Raw genomic sequence first — 26,666 nt, 5'->3', positions numbered from 1 at the left:
TTTGTATTTATGTCTGCTAAAGCGGTTTTGTTCGATCTAGAAAATAATATGCCAACGGCAAAAATGCTACGCGATTTGGTGCAGCATTATCCGACGTTGTATTTGTTTAATTGCAAAGGGCAGTTTGCGTATACGCTGGAAGATCTGACTGAATTTGCGATGTGGGTCAATACAGGGCAAGTGGTGATTTTAGAAACCGCTCAAGCTAAAGAGAAAGAGTTTGAATATGCGGTAGTCGTTGGGCAGTTAATGGCTTTACTCGAACCCGACACCCATGTAGAAGTCATTTCGGCAGCAAAAACCAGTGCTATTTTAATTGAATTAATGCGCGGGTCGGCACTGACTTGTAGCTTGACTCTAATTCAAGATGCAGCTGAAATTAGCAAACCCAAATATAAAATTCCAAGCTTAGATGTCATTCAACGTAAACCATACTTAAAAATGGTGAAGCAGTATTGTGATGCTTTGGCAAACATGTCAGGCAAACCCAATACCATTGATTCATTAAAAAATTCTGTCATGAACATTCTACAGTTGGTGCCAGAGAAAGCGCAGCACGTGGTTGGTATGTTGATTAATCTGAAAATCGTCAAACGTTATGATGAGCAGATTAACTTTCGTAAGAAAGTATTAAAGCAGTGGGCGCAGCTACATCTTGAACAAGACCAAGCAGAGTTGGTGCCCTCAACCAACCTAGCGCAAGCAGTAGAGCAGTTACAGATTTCGGCCGAATTACCCTCTGCGGAACCAGATCTGCAAAAGGCACAAGATGCTTTATTTAAAGATTTTGGAAAAATTGACCCTGTCCAGCTTGAAGTGGCGAAAAAACTACGCGAATTGAAAAATGATAAGCCAAAAGACATTTATGCTTTACGTGATTTATTAGAGCAAATGTTTCCCAAAGCGGATGTGCGTTTGTTACTCAAAGAGTTGATCGAGAAAGGTTATATTTATTGGAACGGACATGAAGTCTTATATAGTCATGAAATGTTCCTAAATTAATTTCATCGTTCCAACTTGCGTTTTATATTGTGCTTATGCAACTCTAATAAAAGACAAAAAAGGTTTTGCTATGGAAAATACAGGAATTTGGGTTGCTGTTGTCATTATTGTATTTGTGCTCGGGTCAATTTTAGGACTCCGTGTTAGCCCTCGAGAAAAAGCATTGGGCATAATGCGCGAAAAAGCACGAAAAATGGGGTTACACCCACGCCTAGTGGCAGCACCAGATTGGACTAAAATTCCGTTGGCATCTTCAAATCGTGCCAGTATGGTCGCGTATTATAGTGTTCTGATTCCAGATGCACGTTTGCCGCTGATGCGTGCCCGTGTTGAAGATCAACAGCTCAAGTTAGTGCATGGTGATGAAAAATTTAATAATTTTCCAATTGCATTAAAGGGCATTTATGCTATTGATATGCAGGCAAACTGTGTAGGACTCTATTGGGATGAAGAAGCTGATTTAAAAGCAACCCAATTAGAAGATATCAAAGCATATTTACATGCTTTGGCTGAACTTTAATTTTAAGATTTACTGAAATAGGAAAAACGGTTAACTATGGCGAATGCTCCTCGATCCACATCCAAAAGCACAACAGCAAAAGCTTCTGATGCTGGGAATAAACGTGCCTTAGTGATTGTGGAGTCGCCTGCAAAAGCGAAAACAATCAACAAATATTTAGGTTCAAATTACATTGTAAAATCCTCTGTAGGTCATGTACGTGACTTGCCGACGGGTGGTTCAGGTAAAACTGCGGATAAAAAAACCACAGCAACTCGCACCAAATTGACCGAAGCACAAAAAGCGGAGAAAGCACAACAAGCTTTGGTTAACCGTATGGGGGTTGATCCTGAACATGACTGGAAGGCACATTATGAAGTGCTACCAGGCAAAGAAAATGTGGTCGCTGAATTAAAAAAACTGGCATCGCAAGTCGATGAAGTTTATCTCGCAACGGACTTGGACCGTGAAGGAGAAGCGATTGCTTGGCATTTAAAAGAAGTGATTGGCGGTGATGATTCGCGTTATCAGCGTGTGGTATTTAACGAGATTACCAAAAATGCCATTCAAGAAGCCTTTAAGCATCCAGCACGTTTAGACACCAATAAAGTCAATGCACAACAGGCGCGTCGTTTCCTTGACCGTGTGGTTGGCTTTATGATTTCTCCTTTATTGTGGGAGAAAATTGCCCGTGGTTTATCTGCAGGACGCGTTCAGTCTGTAGCCGTCAAACTGGTGGTAGAACGTGAGCGTGAAATTCGTGCCTTTGTTCCTGAAGAATATTGGCAGGTGTTTGCAGACACCAAATCTTCAAGCGATGAAATTCGTTTAGAAGCGGTGAAGCAAGCGGGCAAAACCCTAAAATTACGCAATAAAGCTGAAACCGATGCTTTATTGAAAATTTTGAAAGATGCGGATTATAAAGTTTCAGCACGTGAGGATAAACCGACCAAGGTCAATCCAAGTGCGCCCTATATCACCTCGACTTTACAGCAAGCAGCCAGCACGCGTTTAGGTTTTTCAGTCAAGAAAACCATGATGTTGGCGCAGCGTTTGTATGAAGCAGGTTTTATTACCTATATGCGTACGGACTCTACTTTTTTAAGTGACGATGCGGTGAATATGGTGCGTCACCATATTGAAACTGAGTTTGGCGGAAAATACCTTCCTGCGAAACCAAATCGTTATGGCAATAAAGCGGGTGCACAAGAAGCGCATGAAGCGATTCGTCCATCCAATGTCGGTTTAAAAGGCGATAGTTTGGCGGGTGTAGAGCGTGATGCACAGCGTTTGTATGATCTGATCTGGCGTCAGTTTGTGGCATGTCAGATGACACCTGCTGAATATTTATCTTCCACAATTTTGGTCGATGCCAATGGTGTTGAACTGAAAGCCAAAGGTCGTACCTTGGTGTTTGATGGCTTTACCAAAGTTCGTGGTCAAAATAAATCTGATGATGATGTGCTCTTGCCTGCGGTGAAAGTGGGTGAGGTATTGAATCTAGAAAAACTCGATCCTTCACAGCATTTTACTAAGCCACCTGCGCGTTTTACTGAAGCGTCGTTGGTGAAAGAGCTTGAGAAAAAGGGTATTGGGCGACCATCAACTTATGCTGCAATTATTTCGACTATTCAAGACCGTGGTTATGTGAAACTGGAAAACCGTCGTCTATATGCAGAAAAAATGGGTGAGATTGTTACTGATCGCTTGGATGAAAGTTTCAATAACCTCATGAACTATGACTTTACTGCGGACTTGGAAGGTCAGCTGGATAAAGTAGCTGATGGTGAACGTAATTGGAAAGAGTTACTTGACAGCTTCTATGGCGATTTCAAAACGCGTCTGACCAATGCACAAGGTGAAAGTGGTATGCGCCGCAATCAACCTGTAGAAGTGGATGCAGTACATTGTCCAGAATGTTCTCGACCAATGCAGATTCGTACAGGAACGACAGGTGTCTTCTTGGGCTGTTCAGGCTATAACTTGCCACCGAAAGAACGCTGTAAAGGTACACTGAACTTAACGCCTGTGGAATCTTTGGCTGCACTTTCTGATGATGATTCTGCAGAAACAGCAGATTTGATGTCGAAAAAGCGCTGCCCGATTTGCTCAACAGCAATGGACAGTTATGTGATTGATGGTGGGCGTAAACTGCATATTTGCGGTAATAACCCTGATTGTGCTGGTTTTGAACTAGAAGAAGGTGAGTTCAAAATCAAAGGTTATGATGGCCCAACCATTCCATGTGATAAGTGTGATGGTGAAATGCAACTCAAGACAGGTCGTTTTGGTCCGTACTTTGCTTGCATGAGTTGTGACAATACCCGCAAGGTATTGAAAAGCGGTCAGCCTGCACCTCCACGTGTGGACCCAATTAAAATGGAACACTTGCGTTCCGCCAAGCACGATGATTTCTTTGTATTACGCGATGGGGCAGCAGGTCTATTTTTAGCAGCAAGTAAGTTCCCAAAAGTACGTGAAACACGTGCACCTAAGGTTTCGGAACTTCGTAGTGTTGCTGATCAACTTGATCCAAAATACCAATTTATTTTGCAAGCGCCCGATGTTGACCCAGAAGGCAATCCAACCTTGGTAAAATTTAGCCGTAAGAACCAAGCACAATATATTGGTTCGGAAACGCTTGAAGGAAAACAGACCAAATGGTCGTTGGTTTTCCAAGATGGGAAGTGGGTTGAAGCTTAATCACATCAATACTTGAATAGAAATGCTCACTTCGGTGGGCATTTTTTATATTGTACTTATAAATAAACAAAAAAGATTTAGGTTAATTCATGATTCCAATTCGTTCTATTGTTGTGTCGGCAGTTTTACTGTCAGAAATTGAGGGTGAACTTAAAATATTGCTGATGAAACGGGTAAAAGGCAATTTTTGGTGTCACGTTGCAGGCAAGGTGGAAGACGGTGAAACCGCAAGCCAAGCGATATTACGTGAAATTAAAGAAGAAACAGCAATTCAGGTGCAGCACTTGTTTAGTGCGGATTATTTAGAGCAGTTTTATGAACCGAGTTTGAATGTTATTGAGGTGATTCCAGCATTTGTAGGCTTTTGTCAGCCTGGGCAAGCAGTTTGTCTAAATCATGAACATACAGCGTATCAATGGTGTAGTTTATCCGAGGCGAAAACCTTGGCTGTATTTTCCAACCAAAGAAGACTTTATGATTTTGTGTGGGATAACTTTGCTGTACAGTCACCGTTAGAACTATTAAGAATCATTTAATCAGTAAGTTGCTATTCGTATAAAATTAAAGAAAAAGTTTGAGATGAAAATGTGGAAAAATATTCGTGTGTTATGTTTACTGGTCATATTGTTGATTGTGGCGGTAAACGCTTGGCGCGATCAAAATCAGAACTGGGATAAACCGATTATTGTATTGCTGCATCCTATTAATGCCGATGATCAAGCCAGTACACAACAGTATATTCAACAATTATCTTTAAGTGATCTTGCTGCTGTGCAGCCTTATCTCCAGCAAATGTCAGCACATTATCGTGGTCAACCTATACACGTTTATTTAAATTTAGGACGTGAATTAACCCAAAAACCACCAAAGGTACCAGAGCAGGCGAACATGCTCGATATCATATTGTGGAGTCTAAAATTCCGCTTTTATGATTGGCAACAGCATGAGCGAAGTGATGGTACTTCTGCAGTTACGCTGTATTTAAATTATTACGATCCTGAACGTACACGTGAATTAAAACACTCTACTGCTTTGGAAAAAGGCCGTATTGGTGCAGTGAATTTGTATGCCAGTAAAAAACAAAATGAGCAGAATCAAATTGTTTTGGTACATGAGCTATTACATGCCTTTGGTGCAACCGATAAATATGACGCTGCGACAGGACAACCGCTCTATCCTCAAGGCTATGCTTATCCGAAACAACAGCCTTTATTTCCACAAGCCAAAGCAGAGTTAATGGCGGGGCATATTCCTGTTTCTGCCGATAAAAGTAAAATGCCAGACCATTTACAAGATACGTTACTCAACGAAATTACAGCACTGGAAATTGGTTGGATTAAATAAAGCTGTGTATAAGTGCTTTTTTATCCACAGAAGGGAAGACTAATGTGGATAAAAAAGATGCAGATTGATAACAGACAGTTACGGAAAAAAAGACCACAATAATTGCATTCCATTGTAAGTACTTGAGAAAAATTATGAAAACAGTTGGAAATGATCTTGTCCGTCATCAATTACATGAAAATCGGAAATGGTATTTAGTTTTAGGTGTACTCCTGACTTTATTTGGTCTGGTCTTATTAGCATCTTTACCATTTGCCACCTTATCTGCAGTTTATTTGTTTGGTCTTTTGATGATGATTGGTGGGGTACTCCACTTTATTGCAGCTTTTAAAATCTTTGAAGGTGGTTATCGCTGGCTTTGGGCTGCTTTTGCTATTTTCTATCTGATCGCGGGTTATTATGCTTTTACCACACCAGTGAAAACTGCAATTGTATTGACCAGTTTCTTGGCTATTTTTTTGGTGATTGCAGGGATTGTACGAAGTATTAATGCTTTTATCTTCAGGCCTTTGGCAGGTTGGGGCTGGACGCTGTTCTCAGGAGTTCTTACCTTTATGACAGGGGTAATTATCTTAATGTCACCAACAGCGCCGTTTTGGGTGTTGGGTATGTTTTTGGCGATAGATATTCTATTCCAAGGCATTAACTATTTAACTTTGGCCTCTTATATTAAGCATGAGGTGCCAAAAAGTTCTGCTGATGTGTAATTATTACAGCTGATTAAGTGGATCAAGAGTGCTATATGCACTCTTTTTTATTGCGTATGATTGAGGATAATCCATCTTAAAAAGCACAATTGCGATGCCTAAAACCTTTGTACTTGCTCCAGACTCTTTTAAAGAAAGTATGACTGCACAACAGGCTTGCCAAGCCATGCAACGTGGCTTACAACGTATTTTTCCAGATGCTCAATATCTCCATGTTCCGATGGCAGATGGCGGTGAGGGAACAGTGGATGCTTTGGTTGCTGCTGCGCATGGCGAGATGGTGAGCTGTAGTGTGTCGGGTCCTTTCATTGAACAGAAAGTCGAGACATATTTTGGCTTGATTGATGAAGGGCAAACGGCTGTGATTGAAATGGCGAAAGCCAATGGCATTCATTTACTGGAGCCTTCGGAGCGAAACCCTGCCTTAACATCGACTTTTGGAACGGGGGAAATGATTCAACTGGTTCTTGATCATGGAGTTAAAAAAATCATTATTGGACTCGGTGGCAGTGTTACCAATGATGCAGGCATGGGTATGGCTCAAGCACTTGGTGTCCGATTTTTAGATGTTGCTGGACAAGAGGTGGTTCAGGGTGGCGGGCAATTACATCAGATTAGCCAGATTGATTTATCAAATTTAGATACTCGATTGGCACACGTTGAGATGCTGATTGCCAGTGATGTGAATAATCCGCTCTATGGTGAACACGGTGCGGCTTACATATTTGCTCCACAGAAAGGGGCAAATCCAACCATGGTGGAGCAATTAGACCAGAACCTAAAGTATTTTGCTGGCTTGGTTAAATCGCAACTTCAAGTGGATTATGCTCATGTTGCTGGCGCGGGTGCCGCAGGTGGCTTGGGTTTTGGCTTAATGGCATTTGCAGGAGCAACCCTTCGTTCTGGCGTAGACATTGTGATTGAAGAGACACGATTGGCTGAAAAAATCAAACAGGCCGATTTTGTCTTTACTGGAGAGGGTGGGATAGATTTCCAGACTAAATTTGGTAAAACACCCTATGGTGTCGCACAAGTTGCCAAAAGATTGAATACGCCTGTGATTGCTTGTGCGGGTTATGTGGGTGAGGGCATAGAAGAACTTTATGCAGAAGGTTTTACTGCGATTTTTGGTATTATGGATGGTGCTTGTGATTTGCAAACCGCTTTAGAAAATGCTGAGAAGAATTTGGAAAGAACCTGTCAGAATGTTGCTAGGATCTTAGCCCTAACGCCGTAATAATCACAATAAATTTAAATACTTTTTGTGTAGGGAATACCTTACTTTTCAAGGATGAAAAGTAACAAAAATCCTTTATTGGATTGAGGATATATCCCTATACCCCAATCCAACGAACGGCATCCATGCCGTTTTGTCTCGTATCAAATTTTTTTTGAAATTAAAAATTGGCGTATCAGTCGGGACAGATTTTATAAATTAAATCCAGATATTTTTGTTGATTTAAAAATGCTTATTCCATTGTCATGGTTATTATTGATCTGTAATGATTTATTTTGATCGGCTCATTTTTTATAGATCAAACAATGCCGTGATCATCAGGCTAAAATTCATAATTCATCTATAGCTCTGTTAAACTACCCATCTCCCCAGTACGATGAGACATTATGAGTTTAGCCAGCCTAATTGATGAATTAAACCCACAACAAAAACAAGCTGCCACGACTGCGTCGCAACACAGTCTGGTGCTCGCAGGGGCTGGCTGTGGCAAAACGAAAACCATTGTGGCACGTGCTGCGTATCTGATTGATCAAGGCATCCCCGCCAACCAAATTCAGATTTTAACTTTTACTCGTCGTTCAGCCAGTGAAATCGTAGCCCGAGTAGAGTTGGTTTTGGGGGAGCAAGCCAAAGGACTCCGCGCATCGACTTTTCATACTTTTTGTATGTACCTGCTGCGCCGTGTACCGAAAGCCTTTGGTCTAGAGCAATTCTCGATTATTGATCGAGATGATCAACTGATGATGTTCCGTCTGATTCGCGGTAAAGATGACAAGAAGAATCCAAATCAACTTCCAAAGCCACAAGAGCTGTGTGATTTGTATTCTTTTGCGCGTAATACCCGCCAGAAATTGAGTGATGCTTTAGAAAAGCAACATCCTGAATATTTGGCATTTAAGGATCAAATTGCCAAGATCATGCAAGAGTATGAGACACGCAAGCGTGCACGTAGCTTTCTGGACTATGATGATATTTTGGCGATTGTGGCCTCAGCACTCGATCAATCTGAAGGCTTGGTTGATTATGTCGCATCGATTTGTAAGCACATGTTGGTGGATGAGATGCAAGATACCAATCCCCTACAGTGGGCATTGCTTGAACCTCTGAAAGATCAAGTGAGTCTGTTCTGTGTTGGCGATGATGCGCAATCCATCTACGGCTTCCGTGGGGCGGATTTTGAAAATATTCATCATTTTAAAGAGCGTGTGCCGAATGCCCAAGTGTTTAAACTTGAGCAAAACTATCGTTCCACTCAAGAAATTTTAGACCTTTCGAATTGGTTACTCGATCAATCTGAAATTCAATATGACAAGCGTCTAGATGCCTATCGGGGCGAAGGTGTAAAACCCCGTATGCATATTTTCCCGAATGAGTTTGATGAAGCCAAATGGATCGCAATTGATATTAAAGAGCGTCATTATTTGCAGGGGCATAACTGGTCGGATCATATGGTCTTGGTTCGTTCTAGCTTTGCTGCGCGGCATATTGAAGCGGCATGTATTGCAGCCAATGTCCCGTATCGCTTTATTGGGGGGATGAAACTGCTTGAAACAGCACATGTCAAAGATTTACTCAGTTTATTACGTGTGATTGCCAATCCTTTGGATGATATTGCGTGGATGCGCTTTCTTACCCTATGGAATGGGGTGGGCGATGTGGGGGCAAGTCGTCTGGCACAGCAGTTGTTACTTCAACCTGAATTCGAACTGATTTTTAATCAATTAGAACAATTTGGACGTATTCCTGTTGAAACCTTATTGATGATGAAACAGATGATGGTGCTGAAGCAGAAAGTACAAGCGTGTGTTAGTTTGGGTATTCAGGCAATTGAAGCACAATTGGCCGAGAACTATAAAAAAGACTGGAACCGTCGCCAAGGTGACTTTGAGTTGGTTAAACAATTGGCTTCCAAACATGGACAATTAAGCGAATTTCTTGAGGAATATGTACTTGACCCTGTTTCTATTTCTGAAATTGAACGTCAGTCGGATACAGATGTAGTCACATTAATTACCATTCATTCTGCCAAAGGTACGGAGCAGAAAGTGTGTTATGTCGCGAATGTAACGGCTGGGCAGTACCCACATGCGCGTGCTCAGGGGGACTTTGATGCGGTTGAGGAAGAACGTCGGGTACTCTATGTCGCGCTGACTCGTGCGCAGAATGAACTTATTCTTACTAAGCAAAATCTGAATCTGTGGGCGCGAGATGTGGTGGATGAGCAAGGGCGTAAAGTTGAAAGTTACTTCTTAAATGATCTCACCCGCAATTTATGTACCTTGGAAACGCATCATAAACCCCGCCAGCAAACGGTAAAAAGCGCCTTAATTGAACGACAGTCGATTAATTTAGATTTTGGGATTAATCTCGATTAAACTAAGCGAATTACATTGTGGTAGTTGATGTGCAATGTTCAGAAAGTAGCGTAGGCGATTGCTTTTTGATGATTTTGCCTATTTTTGAAGGTTGTTAAATGAAAATTTTAGTTCGTAATTTAGAACGTACTGTCACAGAAGCTGAGTTACTGAAACTGTTCCAACAATATGGCACAGTAGAAACCTGCCAATTGGTTTTAGATGCTGAAACAGGTAAATCTAAAGGCTTTGCTTTTGTGGAGATGCCACATGGTCGTGAAGCGGTGAAAGCCATTAAAGGTTTAAATACTTTGCGTTTACATGGGACAGGAATTCGTGTAAAGCAGGCTGAAGATAAGCCACAGGCTTAAAGGAGAGGAGCAGAGTATGCTCCTTTTTTTATGGGAAAATCATGAGAAGAATTTATCCTGCTTTATCGATTGTTGCGCCATCGGGAAGCTATATTGCTGAAGGCATAAAAACCTTGGAAATTCGTTCATGGCGCCCCAATGAGCTTCCTCTTAAAGATTTAGTTATTGTTGAAAATGCACATTATCTGAATCAGGATGGAGATGAGGAATTAGGTAGAGCGGTTGCATGGGTGGATATTTCATCTGTTCATGCTTGGCAGAAAAGTGAGATTGAACAGGCTAAAGCAAACTATTGGGAAGATGGCTATTGGGCTTGGGTCATTGAAAATGTTAGGCCTATTCATCCTCCAGTGGATATACCAGCTCGAAGAAAAATTTATTGGGTAGAATTGGATGCGGTGTAATTTTTTATTGTGCATTGAATTCAATTAAGTTTAATCTTAGGCCTGTAACACATGCCAAGAAATTAGGAAAATTGTATGTCTCGTGTAGCTCGCTTTCATGCCGACCGAACCAACCAGAAATTATATTTTGCACGTTTGTCGTGTCAGCAAGCAGAGCAAATCGATCATATTCAACAAGCCCAAGCTTACCGTGAAGCTGCGGTTTTTCATTTGCATGGGGCAGTGCTCGCGTTCTTGCAGGAGTTGGTGCGTTATTACCGTTTAAATGACTTACAGCCGACGTTAAAGTCAATTGAAGAACAAATGGCTGCCAAGGGCCAGGTTTCTCCTGAGGTGGTGGTGATGCAGCAGCTCTCTAAAGATGGCTTTATTGCAGAGCTGAAACGCGCCTATCGCATGTGCCAGTATGCACCAGAACCAAGTGCACCAGAACCAGAAGATGAAACATCGTCTAATTTGATTATTAAGGTCACACAGACCCCTCAGGCATGGTTGCCAGATACCAAAATTCTACGTGAGTGGCATCGTGATTTGACCCAATTGATTGATGGCTTTCGTAATGAAATGGTCGAATTTTAAGGAAAAGATGGCATGCGCTTGAAGTTTAGATTTTTGACCCGATATTAATTAATCTAAGCAATGCAAAGTGCAACAGGTCTTTGCCACCATGTTGAACATGGAGAAACATATGTCTATAGAGCAATTGAAAGAGTTATTTGGGAATCAGGAAGCGGTTCTAGAGTTGGTTCAACTTGAAGGTGGTGAGTTGGCGTTGCGAAATGCAGGCTCAGAAAAAGAACCTTTGGTCAAAATTCAGTTTAACGATGAAGTTAAAGCGTTATTGGGTGACCAAACAGCCGTGATTGCACAGCACATGATTCAGGCAGCTTTATTTGGCTTGCTTGAAAAACAAGTGAATGAATGGCAAGCCGAGGTTGTGGACGAAAAACCACAGTTTATGAGCTAATCCATATTGGCTAAAAAGCGCACATGAGGTGCGCTTTTTTTATGTTTAGAATGAAGTGGTAGCTTAATGGCTAGGTGCTTGATGATGAGCAATTTCAATTTGATTAAGAATATGATTGCTCATATTTTTCGCCATTTCTTCTTTGGCAAAATAGACGTCGCCGATGTTTTCCTTACGGATCACTTCGGCTTCTTGTTTGCTTTCAGCACAAATCAAGACCTGAATTTGCGGATTTAAGGTTTTAGCAATATCAACAATTTTATGGATATCAATAATATCCATAGGAGATAACACCAATAATCGCGCATGTTGAATATGGGCTTGAATCAGTACGCCAGGTTCGGTCGCCACACCAGAGACAGCAGCGATGCCTTTTTCACGTAGGTTTTCTACGATTTCGCGGTTTTCTTCCGCAATCACCACTTTAATGTCTTCTGCCATCAGGGTTTTGGTGATGCGACGTCCGACTTCGCCATGTCCGACAATCACGACTTGATCACGCAGATAATCTTGTGAAACTTCATCAGGTAACATCGCAAGCGGATCGCCACTACGTTCTAGCAAACGTGCCAGTGAAGAGCGCTCGCGAATCCAGTTTTGAAGGGGTTCGATTGCAGAGAAAATAAAAGAGTTTAAGGTAATGGAGATGAGTGCCCCTGCCAGAATCAAATTCTGTCCTTCGAGGGAAAGGAGTTTTAAGGACAGTCCCAAAGTGGCAAGAATGAAGGAGAATTCTCCAATTTGCGCCAAACTCGCACCCACAGTCAGGGCTGTATTGATCGGATAGCGGAAAAACAGTACCAGTGCCATTGCTGCAATGGTTTTACCAATCATGATAATTGCAACGACTGCCAAGACATGTTCAGGCTGTTCCCATAAAATACGCGGATCAAACAGCATACCAACCGAAACGAAAAATAGAATCGAGAAGATTTCACGTAAAGGTAGAGTTTCCTCTTCGGCACGGTGGCTAAAGTCAGATTCTTTAACGACCATACCTGCAAAGAATGCACCAAGTGCCATAGAAACGCCAAAGACTTTATAGGCACCAAAAGCAATCGAAACAGCCGCAGCAACCACGGTGAGGGTAAACAACTCACGTGAGCCTAAACGGGCAACAAATTGCATAATCAACGGGACAAGACGTTTACCCACAATCAGCATAAAGGCGATGAAGCCTGCAACTTTTAATAACGTCAGCCCTAAGGTGAGCCAAATGTTATCGTTGCCACCATGAGTAGTCATTGATTCGCCACCTAGCAATACTGCTGTTGCAGGCAGTAACACCAACACCAAGACCATGACCAGATCTTCAACTAAGAGCCAGCCTACTGCAATTTTACCATTGACCGAATTGAGTAGACCTCGATCCCCCAAGGCTTTGAGTAATACGACAGTACTGGCACAAGATAAACTCAGACCGAACACTAGGGCGGAACCAAAGCTCCATCCCCAAAGCATGGAAACCCCAATGCCTAATAGTGTTGCGACTGCAATTTGTAAAATGGCACCAGGCAGTGCGATGCGTCGGACTTGTAGGAGATCATTTAGTGAAAAGTGCATGCCGACCCCAAACATCAGGAACATGACACCCAGTTCGGCAAGTTGGTTGGCAAGTTGAATGTCCGCAACAATTCCTGGGGTGTTCGGACTAATAATAATACCTGCAATTAAATACCCAATCAGCGGAGGGAGGCGTAAACGAGCCGCAAGGTAACCAAAAACAAGTGCGAGTCCAAATCCAAAAGCCAGTAATATGATGAGGTCTACATTATGTGGCACTAAAAACTCCTTAAACAGAAAGTTAAGGGTGAAAAGAAATAAGCACAAAGAATGCCAAAAATTTATTTAAGTTTATCAAGATGCATAAAAAAAATGCAAAAAAAAAACGACCTAAGATTAGGTCGTTTTCTTTTAAGAAACCAAAATTATTTGATTTTAGCTTCTTTAAAAATTACGTGTTGACGGATTTTTGGATCAAATTTTTTGATTTCCATTTTTTCCGGCATAGTACGTTTGTTTTTAGTAGTGGTATAGAAATAACCTGTACCAGCTGTAGAAACTAAGCGAATCTTATCACGCATTGTCCTGACTCCTTACTTAGATCTTTTGACCTTGAGCACGAAGGTCAGCAACAACCTTTTCAATGCCCAATTTGTCGATAATACGCATACCTTTAGTGGTTAAACGAAGACGTACGAAACGTTTTTCGCTTTCTAACCAGAAACGGTGGTGATGCAGGTTCGGCTCGAACCGGCGCTTAGTTTTGTTGTTGGCGTGTGAGACGTTGTTACCAACGACTGGACGCTTGCCGGTAACTTGGCAAACCTTAGACATGGTGTAACTCCATTGATTTAGCCAACAGCAAATCTGTATGGCCAGTCAAAAATAAACGGATTGAATTCATTCAAGGGGCGTTTTATATCAAAAATGCGCTTAAAAGACAAGCGATTTTTGATAAAACGGGACATGACCCAATGCGATAGATCATGCCTTGATCATTTAGCGAAGAAGAGTTTTCAAAATCAATTTGTGAATCGGCTTATTAAACGGTGGGAGAATGTATTTAAAGCTGTACAGCTTTGGATTCGACATCATAGACCGTTCATGCGACAAACTGAAGAAACCTTCTGGACCATGATACTTACCCATTCCTGATGCACCAACGCCACCAAATGGTAAATCGTCTTGTGCAACATGGGTTAATACCGTGTTTTGTCCAAAATGCCCTGAATGGGTACGCTGTGCGACATAATCCGCACGCGCCTGATCAAAGTCGAAGTAGTATAAAGCAAGTGGGCGAGGACGGCTATTAATAAAGTCGATTACATCATCAATTTGATCATATTCCATGATTGGTAATAGAGGACCAAAGATCTCATTCTGCATAATCTGCATGTCTGGCGTCACACCTGCGACAATGGTTGGTGCAATTTTACGTACTTCGTGTAAATCTTCATGCAATGGGTTAATCGCAATAATTCGTGCGCCATGCGCTTGAGCATTTTCTAAATAGCCTTGAATACGTCGGTATTGCTTATCATTAATAATAGAAGTGTAATCCTGATTATCTTTGAAATGCGGGTACATCTCTAAAACGCAAGCTTGAAACTTTTCAATAAACTCTTGGGTTTTGCCTTTTGGTAGAAACATAAAGTCAGGTGCAACACAAGTTTGACCTGCATTCCACAGTTTGCCGACAGCAACGCGCTGAGCGACATCTTCTAAGTCAATAGACGGGTGTACCAATACAGGTGATTTACCGCCCAGTTCAAGAATCACGGGAACTAAATTTTCTGAAGCGGCTGCCATCACAGTTTTGCCAACATTGGTGGAGCCTGTAAATACAATTTTATCAAAAGCCAGATGACTAAAGGCATCTGAAATGGCACCACCGCCATTTATGACAGCCACCAACTCTTGTGGGAAGATTTCAGATAAAGCCAGTTCAAGTACACGTCCAAAGTTAGAGGATGAGCTTGAGACTTTAATCATGGCATGGTTGCCCGCAGCTAAAGCACAAATAAGCGGGCCAACCGAGAGTAATAAAGGATAGTTCCAAGGCGCAATAATACCAATGATGCCTAAAGGTTGATATTGCACCCAAGCTTTAGCGGGTTGATGGATGATTCCGACGTGTCGCTTGGAGGGCTTCATCCATTTTGCTAAATGCTTGCTATAATATTTAATCTGTTCAAGGCAGGTGAGTAATTCACCGATTTTGGTTTCGGCAATAGAACGGTTACCATAATCGAGGTCGATTGCTTCTGCGAATTGATCTTGGTACTTAACCAAGATACGCTTAAGCCGTGCTAAACGATCAATACGTTCCTTTGCTGTTGGTAAAGGATAACGTTGGTAAGCATGCTTTTGTTGTTCAAGTACGTCGTGTAAGTATTGAAGATCAAAAGCATGTGGTGTCATTGCTGTTGTTTTTGTTTGACTGTTCATGACGCACTACCAGTTACATTAAAGCGGATAATTAATTTTTTAGAGCAAATGCTCTAAATAGTCAAGTCACTTACTGTGTTAGTTTTCTAACCCATTGAATATATGGTTACTTTAGGATGTCTCACTCCAAAACGGTGAAAACCAAAGAACGCATTTTGCAATTGAGTTTGCAGTTGTTTAATGAACGTGGTGAACGCTCGGTCACAACCAATCATATTGCTGCTGAATTGGGCATGAGTCCAGGCAATTTGTATTACCACTTTCGCAATAAAAATGAAATTATTAAAGAGTTGATGGAGCAGTACCAGAAAGAAACGCTGGAAATGCTCGCGCTACCCGATGACCGTGCTTTGGATGTGAATGACAAAATTAGTTATTTTCAAGTCTTAAGCAACCAGTTGTGGGCTTATCGCTTTTTGCACCGTGATGTTTATCATTTGGTTGAAAACAATGAAGATTTTCGAAAAATGTATCCTCGTTTTGCGGGACAAGTCATGCAACAAGGTCAGAAAATTTATCAGGCCTTTGTGGATGCAGGTTTAATGCAAATGACGTCTTCAGAAATTGAAGCCTTGGTCATTAACTTGTGGATTGTACTGACCAACTGGACCAACTTCTTATATATGTCTGGGCACATCAGTGACTCTAACCATTTGGAAGAAAAGTGGGTGTGGCAAGCTTTACGTCAAATGGTGTTCCTTGAAGGGGCCTATTTACGTGGTGAAAGCCGTGAAACCTATGAGCGATTACTGGAAAGTTTTGGCCCTTCTGAGCTATTTGCCAGTCTCTCACATGTGAAAAACAATTGAAGCTGAAACCAGCTATTTAGTCAGCGTGTAAAACGCGCTAGAATACTCGGCTTATTTAAATTAGGTGTAACAAGAACCAACATGAACATGACAACTGCCAACACAGCACGCTTACTGATTACTTGTGAAGATAAGCCAGGGATCGTGCAGGCTGTATCGAGCTTTTTGTATCATCAGGGAGCAAATATTACCGCACTTGATCAGTACGCAACGGAAGCTTCTGGCGGGCGTTATTTCATGCGTGTTGAGTTTGAATTAGACCATTTGCAAACACGTAAAGAAAGTTTGATCCAGACTTTTGCGGTAAATGTTGCAGAACGCTACGCTATGCAATGGCGCTTGACCTTGGTTAGCGATGTGAAAAAAGTAGGTATTTTGGTCTCTAAAGTTGACCATGCTTTGCTTGAACTGTTATGGCGTCATGCGCGTGGTGGTTTACCATGTGAAATCACGAAGGTAGTTTCCAATCATCCTGATTTACGTGAAGCAGTAGAGAACTTCGGTATCCCGTTTGAAGTGGTTCCAGTGACCAAAGAAAACAAACGTGAAGCCTACGCAAAAATTGATGAATTGATGCAAGGCAATGATTTGCTTGTTTTAGCGCGTTATATGCAAATTCTGGATGAAGAGTTTGTGAAGCACTGGGAAATGAAAATCATCAATATTCACCATTCTTTCCTACCTGCTTTTGTCGGGGCAAATCCATACAAACAAGCACATGAGAAAGGTGTGAAACTGATTGGTGCTACGGCTCACTATGTCACTGCTGATTTAGACCAAGGTCCAATTATTGAGCAGGATGTGGAGCGTGTAAACCATGACTTTACTGTTGAGCAATTGCGTGAATTGGGTCAAGACGTTGAACGTAATGTTTTGGCGCGTGCAGTAAAATGGCATTTAGAAGACCGTATTATTGTCGATGGCAATAAAACAGTTGTTTTCCAATAACTATTTTTAGCCTATGCGAAAAAGGACCAGTTTTTTAACGGTCCTTTTTTTATTTTGATTCAAAAAACTCATTAAAACAGTGAAATTAATAGTTGCAAATGAAAACACTTCTCATTTATTATTGCGATACTTTAATTGTACTAACCGATGAGCTTGATTGTTAAATCCACGATTAAACTGTCGTGAGCAGTCGCTTCTTTTAGGTCATAGATTCTAATGAGTCAACTTTCTACCCCCTCTATGCAAGCTCCTAATCCGATGAAAAAGAAAATCATCTCAGCCTTAATTGCAGTTGCCATTGGGCATGTTGGGGTATTGTGGGCGGTCAGCCAAATGAAAGTGCCTGAACTTCCTAAAGTGGAAAAAGAGCCATTAAAAGTACGATTTGTCAAAATTCAAGAACAACCGAAACCTTTACCGCCAAAGCCAAAAGCTGAACCGAAAAAAGAACAGCCGAAGCCAAAGGAAGTAAAAGAGGTCAAAGTGGTGGAAAAACCTCAGTCACAACCTCCAAAGAAGGTGGAAAAAGTTCAACAAGTTAAAAAAGCAGAAACCGTTAAACCTGTTACACAGCCTACAGTACAGCCGCAGAGACCAGCAGTGGTGACTACTCCAGCGGTTGAAACCAGAGTGGTGAGTAGACCTGCACCTGTAGCTCAACCAGTGGTGGAAAGACCTGCGCCAACACCAACAACCAGAAATGTTTCAATTGGTGGTTCAGGGGTGCAATGGAGTCGTTCGCCAAAGCCAAGTTACAGCAACAGTGACTTAAAGGGTGAGACACGTAGCATCATCATCCTCATTGAGGCCGATGAAAAGGGTAAAATTACTAATGCGCGTGTGACCAAGTCGACAGGTGTTTCCGCTTTAGATGAAAAGATTTTACGCTCTGTGCGTAATGCAAAATTCAAACCGTACAAGGAAAATGGTGTTGCTTACCCTATTCGAGCAGAGCAACCCTTTGAATTGACATTGAATCCTAACGGCTAACTATTTCAGGAGTTCGAGTATGAACTTTTCAGTTTATTGGCAACATGCGGATGCGGTGAGTAAAACCCTGTATTTCGTATTATTGGCAATGTCTATCGCAACATGGACGATTTTTATTTTACGTCTGATGGGCACACGCCAACTTAAACAACAAGCACATGCTCAACTTGCAGCAGCACTCACTAAGCTGAAAGCAAAATTGGCACCTTTAAGTTTTGAACAGCGTAAAGCGGTTGCAGAACAAGCATTATTGCGTCAAATTTCGGTTGAAAAAGCCAATGCTGAAAAAGGAATTTCTGTTTTAGGTACCATTGCTTCGATCGGTCCTTTTGTCGGTTTATTTGGTACAGTTTGGGGTATCTTCCATGCTCTAGTTGCTGTAGGTAAAAGCGGTCAAGCAGGTTTAGCTCAAGTGGCAACCCCTGTAGGTGAAGCACTGATCATGACGGGTTTAGGTTTGGCTGTTGCGATTCCTGCAGTATTGGCGTACAACATTTGTGTACGTGCTAATCGTACTTTATCGAATGAGCTGCAAGATCAAGCGCACAGCTTATTGATCGACACCATGTTGCAACAAGAAACAACAACGCAAAAAGTTGAAGTGAAAGCAGCACAACAAGGTTTAGTTGGAGGTCAAGCTTAATGGCTTTTCAATTGGGTGAAGACAATGATTCGGGCATGAATGAGATGAATCTCATTCCGCTCATCGATATTATGTTGGTATTGATGATCATCTTCTTGGTGACTGCGACCGTTGCCAACCCATCAATTCCATTGACCTTGCCAAAAACCACTGCGGATATTGTTGATCCACCACCTGAAGCAATTACAGTTAGTATTAATGCCAATGGTGAAGTGGCGTGGAATGACCAAATCATTAGTTTAGATGAGTTACAGACTCGTTTTAATGATGCAGGTCAAGCCGCACAGAAGCCAACGGTACAATTACGTGCAGATAAAGAATCACGTTATGACACCGTTGCACAGGTAATGTCACGTGCGAGTGAAGCCGGACTCAGTGATATTGCTTTTGTGAGTGAAAATTAAGCATTGATGATGCGAGAAAAGCGACCATATTGGTCGCTTTTTTATTGCTGATTTATTCAGTTTTCAGCAGTGATTGGAACTTGCTGTGGAGTTTTAAAAGTTTTGGCGGTATAGCGAAATTACAGTAACCTTGGGTTGGGTTCCGAGCAAAGTAATTTTGGTGATACTCCTCGGCAGGGTAAAACTGTGGTGCAGGGGTCACTTCGGTGACAATATTGATGCCTTGGGCTTTTAATTCCTGAATGATTCGTTCAGCCGCTTGTTGTTGCTCTGGGTTGAAGTAATAAATCACTGAGCGATATTGTGTACCAATATCATTGCCTTGACGGTTTAGTGTTGTTGGGTCATGCGTTGCAAAAAATACTTCAAGCAATTGTGAGTATTGAATTTGGCTTTCATCAAAATCAATCAGGATGACCTCTGCATGTCCTGTATTGCCTCGGCAGATGTCTTCATAGCTTGGATTTTCTGTTGTGCCACCAGCATACCCACTGACCACCTGAGTCACCCCTTTTAATTGAAGAAATACCGCTTCAACACACCAAAAGCAGCCACCACCCAATAATGCTTGTTGCATGACAATTTCCTTAATTCAATCTTGCTCGCCACTATAAGAGAACATTGTGGCACCAAGATGTAATGTTTGTTATATAAATGAAAAAAGGTCTGTAATACAGACCCTTATCTTAAAGTTTTAACGAGGTTGTTTTGCACTCTTAAATTCAACCAATAGGTTGCCATTGCGATCCAGTAATTTCAGGGTGTTGTTATACACCTGATAGTTGGTCACATTCGCTAGTGCAGTGTTAAATTGATTCGGCAGGGTATTATCAATACATGCCATTTTAGTAGATGCCATTTGTGAAAGTACCAAGGTATTGCCCGTGGCTTGATAGGTGCCCATCAAACGGTTACAACCATCGGCACCAGAAACACGTTTTGTTGCTTCATCAAACTGGAGTGCGGGAATATTACGTGCGCTTGGATTGGTTTTGAGCATTTGCGAACCAATTTGAGTTGCAATCCACGTACGGTTTTGTAGTGTTTGTAAGTTATTGACCTCGGCAGCAGAAGAGCTTGGTGTGGACTGGCAGCCAGCGAATAGTAATGCTGAGCCGAGTAGGGCAACACTTAAGGTCTTTTTTAACATGTTGTAATTCCAATTTTTTTAACTTTATTTTTTATTTTATAAACAAAGCAGATTTAAATTTCTAGTTGATTATCGTATTTCTTCTTGTACTTTTACCTTGTGAAGACAGAACGCAGCACCTAATGGGTTGGTAGTCTTTGACGAATGGTTCTGGAATAGTCTTGGATTGACGCTAAAGATTGAACCTTGGGATTGACGTGTGCCTGACGATACCATTCACGCATACTGTAATGGTGTGAAATTGCATTCAAGTCGTAGAGGTAGTTAGGCAAATAGCCCGAAGCCAATAGGCGGTAATCTACAGGCAGTGGTTTTTGTGTGACGGCCTGAATCATGTCAAATACTAGCGTGGTGCAGTTACTGCTCAGCGTATTATACCATTTGGGTTGTTGTGCCAGTTCACTGGCTTTATTCAGATACTCGAGAAATAAAGCTTGGCTTTGTGCTTTTGACATCTTGATCGGGAAAAAATAGACCTGTTCATGCCGAATATTACTACGGGTATAGATGATGTCAGTTTCATTGGCAGCAACTAAATTCAGTTCATACTTACGGAAAAAGCCGCCAATTGCGGAAAATTCTTCACCTTTTTCCTTGCGAATTTCGATGGAAAAAGTGAGCGGGGCGGTATCGGCAAAATCAAAACTGACCAAAGTATGGGCAATCTGTGGGCCTGTCCAGTACGAGGTAATAATGTTTACCCCAGTAATTTGATTTAAATCTAAAACTCGCGTTTGCCATGCAGCGCTATAACTGCCATCGGCATGCCAGTGAAAGTCTCGAACATTGTGCAAAGTGACTTGATGCCCGTTAATTTGATAACTCAGCAAACGAGAAACTTCGGGATTCCAATCACGGTCTTGTCGAGCTTCTAAGCCAAAGTACCATGCTAATGCCAATACAAAGCCAAAAAGATACAGCAGAATATCTTTATTGCGACTGATGAGGTGCTGACTAAAATAAATGCCTAAGATACTGAGTGAAAAACAGGCCCACGCTAAAATGAGGGTATAAGTCACAACAGCATGAATAGGTTGTTGAATCCAGAGCGCAAGGCATAGCCAAATTGAAGATAACAGTACAAACAGGCTGAAAATACAGTGGATCAACCATTGCAGTGTTTTGAACAACAATGTACCTGATCCTTTTTGCTGCATACTCAGCCACTCATTTTTGAATAGTTATTTGGTATAGGTTGCAAACTCAAACACGATCCCAGTATTTTCATCTCGATGTTTTTCCGAGCTTACTTTTTTAAATTCAGTCGGAATTTCAGGATAATACGCATCACCTTGTACATCAAGTTCAACGTGGGTCAATTCCAGACGGTCTGCAATATTCATGGTTTGTTTAAAAATTTCACCACCGCCAATAATAAAGATGCTTTCAGGCTTTTCTGAAGCTTGTACATCTGCTATCACGTGTGTGAGTGCTTCCTCAATGCTATAGGCTACCTTTGTGCCTTCAAAAGACCAGTTTAGATCACGGGTAATGACCCAATTAACACGTTTAGGCAAGGTGCGTCCCATAGACTCTAAGGTTTTACGCCCCATGACCACCACGCCACCTTGAGTGATGGCTTTAAAGTGTTTAAGGTCGGCAGGAATATGCCAAGGTAAATCATTGGCTTTGCCGATACAGCGTTGCTGATCCATCGCCACGACATGCACAACTTCTAAATTCTGGAATGTCATTAATCACTAGCCTGTGGAAATATTTGGAAAAAAGATGCTCTCTGTGCAGAAAGCATCTGTCCTGAAGCTTAAACGGCAACAGGGGCTTTAATTGCAGGATGCGATTCGTAGCCGACAATTTCAATATCTTCAAATTTAAAATCGAAGATATCTTGAATCTCAGGATTTAGTTTTAATTGACACAGACCGAGCGGTTCACGGCTCAGTTGTAGTTTGGCTTGCTCAAAATGGTTGGCATACAGGTGGGTATCGCCACCTGTCCAAACAAAATCACCCACACCTAAACCACACACTTGCGCCACCATATGCGTCAGCAAGGCATAGCTGGCAATGTTAAAAGGCACGCCTAAAAACACGTCGGCACTACGTTGATATAACTGACAAGACAATTTGCCATCTTGGACAAAGAATTGGAACAAGGTGTGACATGGCGGTAAGGCCACTTGTCCTGCTTCTTGTGGATTCCAACCAGACACAATTAAGCGACGTGAATTTGGATTGGTTTTAATTTCATTCACCAACCATGAAATTTGGTCAAAACCATCTTGCGCATACAATCCATTTTCAAGTTTGGTTGCACCAAAGTTTCGCCATTGATGACCATAGACGGGACCGAGTTCACCTTCTGGGCGACCAAAACGAGCCGTTTGTTCTGCGGTTGCCCATTCATCCCAAATGCTGACTTTGTTGTCTTGTAAATATTTTACATTGGTGTCGCCTTTAAGGAACCACAACAGTTCAATCACAATCGAGCGGAAATGAACCTTTTTGGTGGTCAGTAAAGGGAAGCCTTGATTTAGGTCAAAACGCATTTGATGACCAAATACCGAGCGCGTACCAGTACCAGTACGGTCGCCTTTATCACCACCGTGATCGAGGATGTGTTGTAGCAGGTCTAAATACGTCTTCATAAAACTCTCAAATAAACCATTTGGGCAAGCAAATCTTTCACGGATTCGCTTAATCTTCCCAATATAAATTCTAAAATATGCAGATGATTATACTGAATTGTGTAGTGGAAAGCACCCAAGATTGCTGTGGTCATTCAGGATGACCAATCCGATAAAAAGTTATGTGAAAAGTATTGAATCAAGCAGATTACAAGCGGTTCAGAGCGAGAAGTAAATTAGAGTGTTGATTGTTTTTTGTTCAAAAAGATTGACTAAAGCCACCATGCAATTGCTAAAAAAAGAGTAAGTTAACGGTTGCTCTGTTACATGTTTATATTTTTTTACATTTTACGTATGAAAAATTAAGTTTCACGAGCTACTATCAGCACTCAGTTTTTTGTGTTTGATGTAAGAAGTTTGAGGTTTTAAGGATGATTTATGATGTTAATACGGGTATGAGTGATGTTCATGCTCCTGCCGAAACACAAATCATTATTCGTTCCAATGCGCAACAAAGACCAGATAACAAACGCTCAAACACAGAACGCAACCGTAACTACACCTCAAGTAATTCTCAGCGTGTTGATATTGATAAATTCACGCAGAAATTAAGCAGTATCACGCGCCGTACTAGCACCCAGAAATGTGCCAAGAGTATTCGTCTGGCATTACAGTCTGCGGGTGCAAATGTACAGGGTCATCCTGTTGCTGCTGCGGATTGGGGCAATACACTCGAGCGATTAGGCTACCGTCGTATTAGCCCATCCTTTGACCAACCGAAAAAAGGCGATATCTATATTATTGACCGCACCAAAGGTCATACTTATGGGCATATTGCAGGTTATTCAGGTTCAGGTTGGGTCTCTGACTTTAAACAAACGGGTTATGCCGTTTATAAAAATGCCAATGTGCAATATAGTTATTACCGCTTAGATCACTAAATCATAGGGTGATTAGCATAAAAAAGACTGTTTATTACATCGAGATAAACGGTCTTTTTTATGGGAATTAGTATGAGGTTCAATCAGTATTCATCATACTAATCATAACGTTTGGCACGGTTGAGATAGATTGAAACCAAAAATAAGCCAAGTGCATGAAAGCCTAAGCATTGTAACCACAGCACCCATTTATGCGGTTCTGGTAATAGATAAATCAAGCTTAAGAGTGCAAACAATTGGAATATATAAATTCCATTACGAAGCGTGATTCGATAAGGATGTGAAGTTGCCAATTTCAGATATTGTGTAAATAGAATATGAATCAGCATTCCTGACAATAGACTTAATCCTACCCATAGTGGTGCAAGTTGCGCAATGCGAGAACAGAAATAAATGCTAATACATACCCCAATACTACAGATGAGTCTGATTTCACGGGTGCAGCGTTCTGAGTACCAAAATTCGAGCATTTTGACGTTAATCCTGCTGATGTTGATTGAGCAGTGATAGCGGCGAAAATAGACAGATAGATAACACCATAAAGCCTATACTCTGTGCACCAGGAATGAGAATGTCCCCAGTTTTTAAATGCATAAAGATCAGTGCTAAAAGCAATGCCAATGGAATCCATGTGAATAAACGATACAGTAGCCCGGCAGGATTGCTACTAGCAAAATGGGTTTTGCAATAGCGGCAGATCAGAAACACAATTCCTGTTCCCATGAACATTAAAATGGCATCGAGTGTTAAAGGTTGCATCCAATACAGCCCAGCGGTTACCAAGCCAATCAGTACAAACAGTGTCAGTTTTTTGAACACTGCAATTTTAGGATCAAACCAGAATTCGAGCATAAATTTTAAGAGGGGGTAGCAAGAGAATTGAAACTTTAGCACAAGCTAGAGCACGATGCACGGATCGTACTCTAGGGTAAAGACATACAGAATTAATTATTTTTAAGGGGTCCCCAGTCGTAGACTTTCTTCTGATAGGCATACCACATCATCCAGAAGCCAATCAGAATCATTGGGATGGTTAGGAATTGTCCTTTACTCATCCATGCAATAAATAATTGACCATTGTCAGGTTCGCGGAAGAACTCGACCACAAAGCGCGCAATGCCATAACCAATCAGGAACAGTGCAGATACCGCCATACGAGGACGAGGTTTAGAGCTGAACCACCACAGGACAATAAACAGAATCAGTCCTTCACATAGCGCTTGGTAAAGCTGAGAGGGGTGGCGAACTAGTTGTAGCGGGTCAGTCGGAAAAATCATTCCTAAAGCAAAGTTAGGGTCAGAGACAGGGCGACCATAAAGTTCACCGCCAATGAAGTTACCAATACGACCAAACATTAAGCCTGTCGGGACACATGGTGCAATAAAGTCTAAGGTTTGGAACCACGTCATTTGGTACTTTTTACACCAAAGTAACATGGCAATCATCACTCCAAGAAAACCACCGTGGAAACTCATTCCACCCGTCCAGACTTGGAATAACCACAAAGGATTAGCAAGAAATTGTTCAAAGCCATAAAAGAACACATATCCGACACGACCACCAATCACGACCCCAAGCGCGCCATAAAAAATCAGATCGGAGACCATGTCTGAAGTCCAGCCCGTTCTGAGTTTGGCACGATATGTGGCGAGCCCCCATGCAAAAAGGAAAGCCAATAAATACATTAGTCCATACCAATGGACTTGTAAGGGGCCCAATGAGATCGCAATCGGGTCAATATTTGGATAGGTGAGCATTCCTGTTCCTAGTCATTATGTTTTGTAGAGATTTTAGCGGAATACAATGAAAAATGTTGTACATTCAATGTGTAAAGATATAGAGCGAAAGTTATGTGTATTGTGGCACTCGCATGGCATATTTTAGAGCAAACGCCGTTATGCCTAATTTCAAACCGAGATGAGTTCTATCATCGTCCTACACAAGCCTTGTTTCAATGGTCAGACAGTCCCGTCATCGCAGGCAAAGATCTGCAATCGGGTGGGACTTGGATGGGCGTAACTGCAACAGGTCGTTGGGCGGTTGTGACCAATTTTCGAGACGGACGAGATCAGCAAAGCTATCCAACTTCACGTGGGCATTTGGTACAAGAATTTTTAGAATCAGATTTGGCACCAATTCGCTTTGCAAAACAGCTAGAACTGCAACAACGCAAATATGCAGGTTTTAATTTGTTCTTGGGAGATCGGGAGCAAGCGATTTATATGAGTAATCGTGGTGAAGCACCGCAAGTGCTCGCCAAAGGCGTATATGTGGTGTCGAATGGCTTGATGACAGAGCATTGGGAAAAAACTCGGCATTTGCGTAAGCGCTTTACCCAAGAATTATTGCCGATGTTGCAGCGTAGAGAAAGTTCAGAAGTGGAACTGCAATATGCGGTATGGGATATTTTGGAAGATGAACGCAAAATTATTCCTGAACTTTTACCAGATACGGGCATTAGCCCTGAGATGGAGGTACTCTTGTCTTCCACCTTTATTCAGAGTCCTGCCTATGGTACGCGTTGCTCTAATTTCTTAAGAATGAGTAGTGACAGTTGGAACTGGTTGGAAAAGTCACAACAAGGTGAATTGCAAGGGCAGATTGTGCAAGTACAAATGCCTTTATATGTAAGCAATCAAACATAAAAAATGCCGACAT

The 26,666-nt window shown here is 41.7% G+C and carries 31 protein-coding genes; 19 read left to right on the top strand and 12 right to left on the bottom strand.

Features of this window, described 5'->3' with window-relative positions:
* The first annotated feature begins 9 nt into the window (after positions 1 to 9).
* From I593_RS14170 to I593_RS14115, 12 genes are all read left to right on the top strand, one after another.
* Positions 10 to 1,002, top strand: coding sequence for a hypothetical protein (locus I593_RS14170; protein WP_016168272.1), 993 nt, complete (start codon positions 10 to 12; stop codon positions 1,000 to 1,002).
* A gap of 70 nt (positions 1,003 to 1,072) precedes the next feature.
* Positions 1,073 to 1,522: an ammonium transporter gene (locus I593_RS14165; RefSeq protein ID WP_016168271.1), complete on the top strand. Its 450-nt coding sequence runs from the start codon at positions 1,073 to 1,075 to the stop codon at positions 1,520 to 1,522.
* A gap of 36 nt (positions 1,523 to 1,558) precedes the next feature.
* Positions 1,559 to 4,204, top strand: coding sequence for a type I DNA topoisomerase (gene topA / locus I593_RS14160; protein WP_016168270.1), 2,646 nt, complete (start codon positions 1,559 to 1,561; stop codon positions 4,202 to 4,204).
* 89 nt (positions 4,205 to 4,293) lie between these two features.
* The gene (locus I593_RS14155) at positions 4,294 to 4,740 is read left to right on the top strand and encodes an NUDIX hydrolase (protein ID WP_016168269.1); all 447 of its coding nucleotides are present in this window, start codon (positions 4,294 to 4,296) and stop codon (positions 4,738 to 4,740) included.
* A gap of 49 nt (positions 4,741 to 4,789) precedes the next feature.
* Entirely contained in the window at positions 4,790 to 5,548 is a 759-nt protein-coding gene (locus I593_RS14150) for a hypothetical protein (protein ID WP_016168268.1), read from the top strand.
* A 134-nt stretch (positions 5,549 to 5,682) separates the two neighbouring features.
* Positions 5,683 to 6,255: an HdeD family acid-resistance protein gene (locus I593_RS14145; protein ID WP_016168267.1), complete on the top strand. Its 573-nt coding sequence runs from the start codon at positions 5,683 to 5,685 to the stop codon at positions 6,253 to 6,255.
* 94 nt (positions 6,256 to 6,349) lie between these two features.
* Positions 6,350 to 7,492, top strand: coding sequence for a glycerate kinase family protein (locus I593_RS14140; protein ID WP_016168266.1), 1,143 nt, complete (start codon positions 6,350 to 6,352; stop codon positions 7,490 to 7,492).
* Positions 7,493 to 7,878: 386 nt separating this feature from the next.
* Positions 7,879 to 9,867, top strand: coding sequence for an ATP-dependent helicase (locus I593_RS14135; RefSeq protein WP_016168265.1), 1,989 nt, complete (start codon positions 7,879 to 7,881; stop codon positions 9,865 to 9,867).
* Between the two features lie 98 nt (positions 9,868 to 9,965).
* Positions 9,966 to 10,217, top strand: a complete 252-nt coding sequence (locus I593_RS14130) for an RNA recognition motif domain-containing protein (RefSeq protein WP_004943769.1) — start codon at positions 9,966 to 9,968, stop codon at positions 10,215 to 10,217.
* A 41-nt stretch (positions 10,218 to 10,258) separates the two neighbouring features.
* Positions 10,259 to 10,621, top strand: coding sequence for an ASCH domain-containing protein (locus I593_RS14125; protein ID WP_016168264.1), 363 nt, complete (start codon positions 10,259 to 10,261; stop codon positions 10,619 to 10,621).
* 75 nt (positions 10,622 to 10,696) lie between these two features.
* Complete coding sequence (locus I593_RS14120; RefSeq protein WP_016168263.1) at positions 10,697 to 11,200, top strand: DUF6586 family protein; 504 nt, start codon at positions 10,697 to 10,699, stop codon at positions 11,198 to 11,200.
* 109 nt (positions 11,201 to 11,309) lie between these two features.
* Complete coding sequence (locus I593_RS14115) at positions 11,310 to 11,588, top strand: hypothetical protein (protein ID WP_016168262.1); 279 nt, start codon at positions 11,310 to 11,312, stop codon at positions 11,586 to 11,588.
* Positions 11,589 to 11,651: 63 nt separating this feature from the next.
* Here I593_RS14115 and I593_RS14110 read toward each other — a convergent pair whose 3' ends face one another.
* The 4 genes from I593_RS14110 to I593_RS14095 all read right to left on the bottom strand — a co-directional run bounded on the left by I593_RS14110 (position 11,652) and on the right by I593_RS14095 (position 15,539).
* On the bottom strand, positions 11,652 to 13,370 hold the full coding sequence (locus I593_RS14110; protein ID WP_016168261.1) for a cation:proton antiporter: 1,719 nt from the start codon (positions 13,368 to 13,370) through the stop codon (positions 11,652 to 11,654).
* Between the two features lie 146 nt (positions 13,371 to 13,516).
* Positions 13,517 to 13,672: a 50S ribosomal protein L33 gene (gene rpmG, locus I593_RS14105; protein ID WP_003654787.1), complete on the bottom strand. Its 156-nt coding sequence runs from the start codon at positions 13,670 to 13,672 to the stop codon at positions 13,517 to 13,519.
* Between the two features lie 16 nt (positions 13,673 to 13,688).
* Positions 13,689 to 13,925, bottom strand: coding sequence for a 50S ribosomal protein L28 (gene rpmB / locus I593_RS14100; RefSeq protein WP_000048256.1), 237 nt, complete (start codon positions 13,923 to 13,925; stop codon positions 13,689 to 13,691).
* Between the two features lie 165 nt (positions 13,926 to 14,090).
* Entirely contained in the window at positions 14,091 to 15,539 is a 1,449-nt protein-coding gene (locus tag I593_RS14095; protein ID WP_016168260.1) for a coniferyl aldehyde dehydrogenase, read from the bottom strand.
* A 116-nt stretch (positions 15,540 to 15,655) separates the two neighbouring features.
* Between I593_RS14095 and I593_RS14090 the strand changes: the two genes are divergently transcribed.
* The 5 genes from I593_RS14090 (at position 15,656) to I593_RS14070 (ending at position 19,333) form a co-directional block, all read left to right on the top strand.
* Entirely contained in the window at positions 15,656 to 16,348 is a 693-nt protein-coding gene (locus tag I593_RS14090) for a TetR/AcrR family transcriptional regulator (protein WP_016168259.1), read from the top strand.
* Between the two features lie 81 nt (positions 16,349 to 16,429).
* A complete protein-coding gene (gene purU, locus I593_RS14085; protein WP_026440903.1) occupies positions 16,430 to 17,296 on the top strand; it encodes a formyltetrahydrofolate deformylase in 867 nt (288 codons plus the stop codon).
* 216 nt (positions 17,297 to 17,512) lie between these two features.
* Positions 17,513 to 18,286, top strand: a complete 774-nt coding sequence (locus I593_RS14080; protein WP_016168257.1) for an energy transducer TonB family protein — start codon at positions 17,513 to 17,515, stop codon at positions 18,284 to 18,286.
* Between the two features lie 19 nt (positions 18,287 to 18,305).
* Entirely contained in the window at positions 18,306 to 18,929 is a 624-nt protein-coding gene (locus tag I593_RS14075) for a MotA/TolQ/ExbB proton channel family protein (RefSeq protein ID WP_016168256.1), read from the top strand.
* On the top strand, positions 18,929 to 19,333 hold the full coding sequence (locus I593_RS14070; protein WP_016168255.1) for an ExbD/TolR family protein: 405 nt from the start codon (positions 18,929 to 18,931) through the stop codon (positions 19,331 to 19,333). Before I593_RS14075 ends, I593_RS14070 begins: the two co-directional genes overlap by 1 nt.
* 52 nt (positions 19,334 to 19,385) lie before the next feature.
* On the opposite strand, the gene msrA is transcribed toward I593_RS14070, so the two are convergent.
* From msrA to thyA, 5 genes are all read right to left on the bottom strand, one after another.
* On the bottom strand, positions 19,386 to 19,910 hold the full coding sequence (msrA, locus tag I593_RS14065; RefSeq protein WP_016168254.1) for a peptide-methionine (S)-S-oxide reductase MsrA: 525 nt from the start codon (positions 19,908 to 19,910) through the stop codon (positions 19,386 to 19,388).
* 117 nt (positions 19,911 to 20,027) lie between these two features.
* Positions 20,028 to 20,483 (bottom strand): META domain-containing protein, encoded by a 456-nt coding sequence (locus I593_RS14060; RefSeq protein ID WP_016168253.1) that lies wholly within the window; start codon positions 20,481 to 20,483, stop codon positions 20,028 to 20,030.
* Between the two features lie 119 nt (positions 20,484 to 20,602).
* Entirely contained in the window at positions 20,603 to 21,640 is a 1,038-nt protein-coding gene (locus tag I593_RS14055; protein ID WP_016168252.1) for an Lnb N-terminal periplasmic domain-containing protein, read from the bottom strand.
* A 24-nt stretch (positions 21,641 to 21,664) separates the two neighbouring features.
* Positions 21,665 to 22,177, bottom strand: coding sequence for a dihydrofolate reductase (locus tag I593_RS14050; RefSeq protein WP_016168251.1), 513 nt, complete (start codon positions 22,175 to 22,177; stop codon positions 21,665 to 21,667).
* Between the two features lie 68 nt (positions 22,178 to 22,245).
* A complete protein-coding gene (gene thyA, locus I593_RS14045; protein ID WP_016168250.1) occupies positions 22,246 to 23,088 on the bottom strand; it encodes a thymidylate synthase in 843 nt (280 codons plus the stop codon).
* Positions 23,089 to 23,498: 410 nt separating this feature from the next.
* Between thyA and I593_RS14040 the strand changes: the two genes are divergently transcribed.
* On the top strand, positions 23,499 to 24,008 hold the full coding sequence (locus I593_RS14040) for a peptidoglycan amidohydrolase family protein (RefSeq protein WP_016168249.1): 510 nt from the start codon (positions 23,499 to 23,501) through the stop codon (positions 24,006 to 24,008).
* Positions 24,009 to 24,106: 98 nt separating this feature from the next.
* On the opposite strand, the gene I593_RS14035 is transcribed toward I593_RS14040, so the two are convergent.
* From I593_RS14035 to lgt, 3 genes are all read right to left on the bottom strand, one after another.
* Positions 24,107 to 24,478: a hypothetical protein gene (locus tag I593_RS14035; RefSeq protein ID WP_016168248.1), complete on the bottom strand. Its 372-nt coding sequence runs from the start codon at positions 24,476 to 24,478 to the stop codon at positions 24,107 to 24,109.
* Positions 24,479 to 24,485: 7 nt separating this feature from the next.
* Positions 24,486 to 24,860 (bottom strand): hypothetical protein, encoded by a 375-nt coding sequence (locus tag I593_RS14030; protein ID WP_016168247.1) that lies wholly within the window; start codon positions 24,858 to 24,860, stop codon positions 24,486 to 24,488.
* A gap of 92 nt (positions 24,861 to 24,952) precedes the next feature.
* Entirely contained in the window at positions 24,953 to 25,765 is an 813-nt protein-coding gene (lgt, locus tag I593_RS14025; protein WP_016168246.1) for a prolipoprotein diacylglyceryl transferase, read from the bottom strand.
* A gap of 93 nt (positions 25,766 to 25,858) precedes the next feature.
* On the opposite strand from lgt, the gene I593_RS14020 reads away from it, so the two are divergent.
* The gene (locus I593_RS14020; protein WP_016168245.1) at positions 25,859 to 26,653 is read left to right on the top strand and encodes an NRDE family protein; all 795 of its coding nucleotides are present in this window, start codon (positions 25,859 to 25,861) and stop codon (positions 26,651 to 26,653) included.
* Positions 26,654 to 26,666 lie beyond the last annotated feature (13 nt).

The sequence above is a fragment of the Acinetobacter tandoii DSM 14970 = CIP 107469 genome, assembly GCF_000400735.1.
Taxonomy (GTDB): Bacteria; Pseudomonadota; Gammaproteobacteria; order Pseudomonadales; family Moraxellaceae; genus Acinetobacter; species Acinetobacter tandoii.
This window is presented reverse-complemented; position numbering and strand designations above follow the sequence as displayed.

Coding starts and splice junctions, on each gene's coding strand:
- I593_RS14170 (WP_016168272.1), top strand. CDS start 10: ATGTCTGCTAAAGCGGTTTTGTTCGATCTAGAAAATAATATGCCAACG.
- I593_RS14165 (WP_016168271.1), top strand. CDS start 1,073: ATGGAAAATACAGGAATTTGGGTTGCTGTTGTCATTATTGTATTTGTG.
- topA (WP_016168270.1), top strand. CDS start 1,559: ATGGCGAATGCTCCTCGATCCACATCCAAAAGCACAACAGCAAAAGCT.
- I593_RS14155 (WP_016168269.1), top strand. CDS start 4,294: ATGATTCCAATTCGTTCTATTGTTGTGTCGGCAGTTTTACTGTCAGAA.
- I593_RS14150 (WP_016168268.1), top strand. CDS start 4,790: ATGTGGAAAAATATTCGTGTGTTATGTTTACTGGTCATATTGTTGATT.
- I593_RS14145 (WP_016168267.1), top strand. CDS start 5,683: ATGAAAACAGTTGGAAATGATCTTGTCCGTCATCAATTACATGAAAAT.
- I593_RS14140 (WP_016168266.1), top strand. CDS start 6,350: ATGCCTAAAACCTTTGTACTTGCTCCAGACTCTTTTAAAGAAAGTATG.
- I593_RS14135 (WP_016168265.1), top strand. CDS start 7,879: ATGAGTTTAGCCAGCCTAATTGATGAATTAAACCCACAACAAAAACAA.
- I593_RS14130 (WP_004943769.1), top strand. CDS start 9,966: ATGAAAATTTTAGTTCGTAATTTAGAACGTACTGTCACAGAAGCTGAG.
- I593_RS14125 (WP_016168264.1), top strand. CDS start 10,259: ATGAGAAGAATTTATCCTGCTTTATCGATTGTTGCGCCATCGGGAAGC.
- I593_RS14120 (WP_016168263.1), top strand. CDS start 10,697: ATGTCTCGTGTAGCTCGCTTTCATGCCGACCGAACCAACCAGAAATTA.
- I593_RS14115 (WP_016168262.1), top strand. CDS start 11,310: ATGTCTATAGAGCAATTGAAAGAGTTATTTGGGAATCAGGAAGCGGTT.
- rpmG (WP_003654787.1), bottom strand. CDS start 13,672: ATGCGTGATAAGATTCGCTTAGTTTCTACAGCTGGTACAGGTTATTTC.
- rpmB (WP_000048256.1), bottom strand. CDS start 13,925: ATGTCTAAGGTTTGCCAAGTTACCGGCAAGCGTCCAGTCGTTGGTAAC.
- I593_RS14095 (WP_016168260.1), bottom strand. CDS start 15,539: ATGAACAGTCAAACAAAAACAACAGCAATGACACCACATGCTTTTGAT.
- I593_RS14090 (WP_016168259.1), top strand. CDS start 15,656: ATGTCTCACTCCAAAACGGTGAAAACCAAAGAACGCATTTTGCAATTG.
- purU (WP_026440903.1), top strand. CDS start 16,430: ATGAACATGACAACTGCCAACACAGCACGCTTACTGATTACTTGTGAA.
- I593_RS14080 (WP_016168257.1), top strand. CDS start 17,513: ATGAGTCAACTTTCTACCCCCTCTATGCAAGCTCCTAATCCGATGAAA.
- I593_RS14075 (WP_016168256.1), top strand. CDS start 18,306: ATGAACTTTTCAGTTTATTGGCAACATGCGGATGCGGTGAGTAAAACC.
- I593_RS14070 (WP_016168255.1), top strand. CDS start 18,929: ATGGCTTTTCAATTGGGTGAAGACAATGATTCGGGCATGAATGAGATG.
- msrA (WP_016168254.1), bottom strand. CDS start 19,910: ATGCAACAAGCATTATTGGGTGGTGGCTGCTTTTGGTGTGTTGAAGCG.
- I593_RS14060 (WP_016168253.1), bottom strand. CDS start 20,483: ATGTTAAAAAAGACCTTAAGTGTTGCCCTACTCGGCTCAGCATTACTA.
- I593_RS14055 (WP_016168252.1), bottom strand. CDS start 21,640: ATGCAGCAAAAAGGATCAGGTACATTGTTGTTCAAAACACTGCAATGG.
- I593_RS14050 (WP_016168251.1), bottom strand. CDS start 22,177: ATGACATTCCAGAATTTAGAAGTTGTGCATGTCGTGGCGATGGATCAG.
- thyA (WP_016168250.1), bottom strand. CDS start 23,088: ATGAAGACGTATTTAGACCTGCTACAACACATCCTCGATCACGGTGGT.
- I593_RS14040 (WP_016168249.1), top strand. CDS start 23,499: ATGATTTATGATGTTAATACGGGTATGAGTGATGTTCATGCTCCTGCC.
- I593_RS14035 (WP_016168248.1), bottom strand. CDS start 24,478: ATGCTCGAATTTTGGTACTCAGAACGCTGCACCCGTGAAATCAGACTC.
- I593_RS14030 (WP_016168247.1), bottom strand. CDS start 24,860: ATGCTCGAATTCTGGTTTGATCCTAAAATTGCAGTGTTCAAAAAACTG.
- lgt (WP_016168246.1), bottom strand. CDS start 25,765: ATGCTCACCTATCCAAATATTGACCCGATTGCGATCTCATTGGGCCCC.
- I593_RS14020 (WP_016168245.1), top strand. CDS start 25,859: ATGTGTATTGTGGCACTCGCATGGCATATTTTAGAGCAAACGCCGTTA.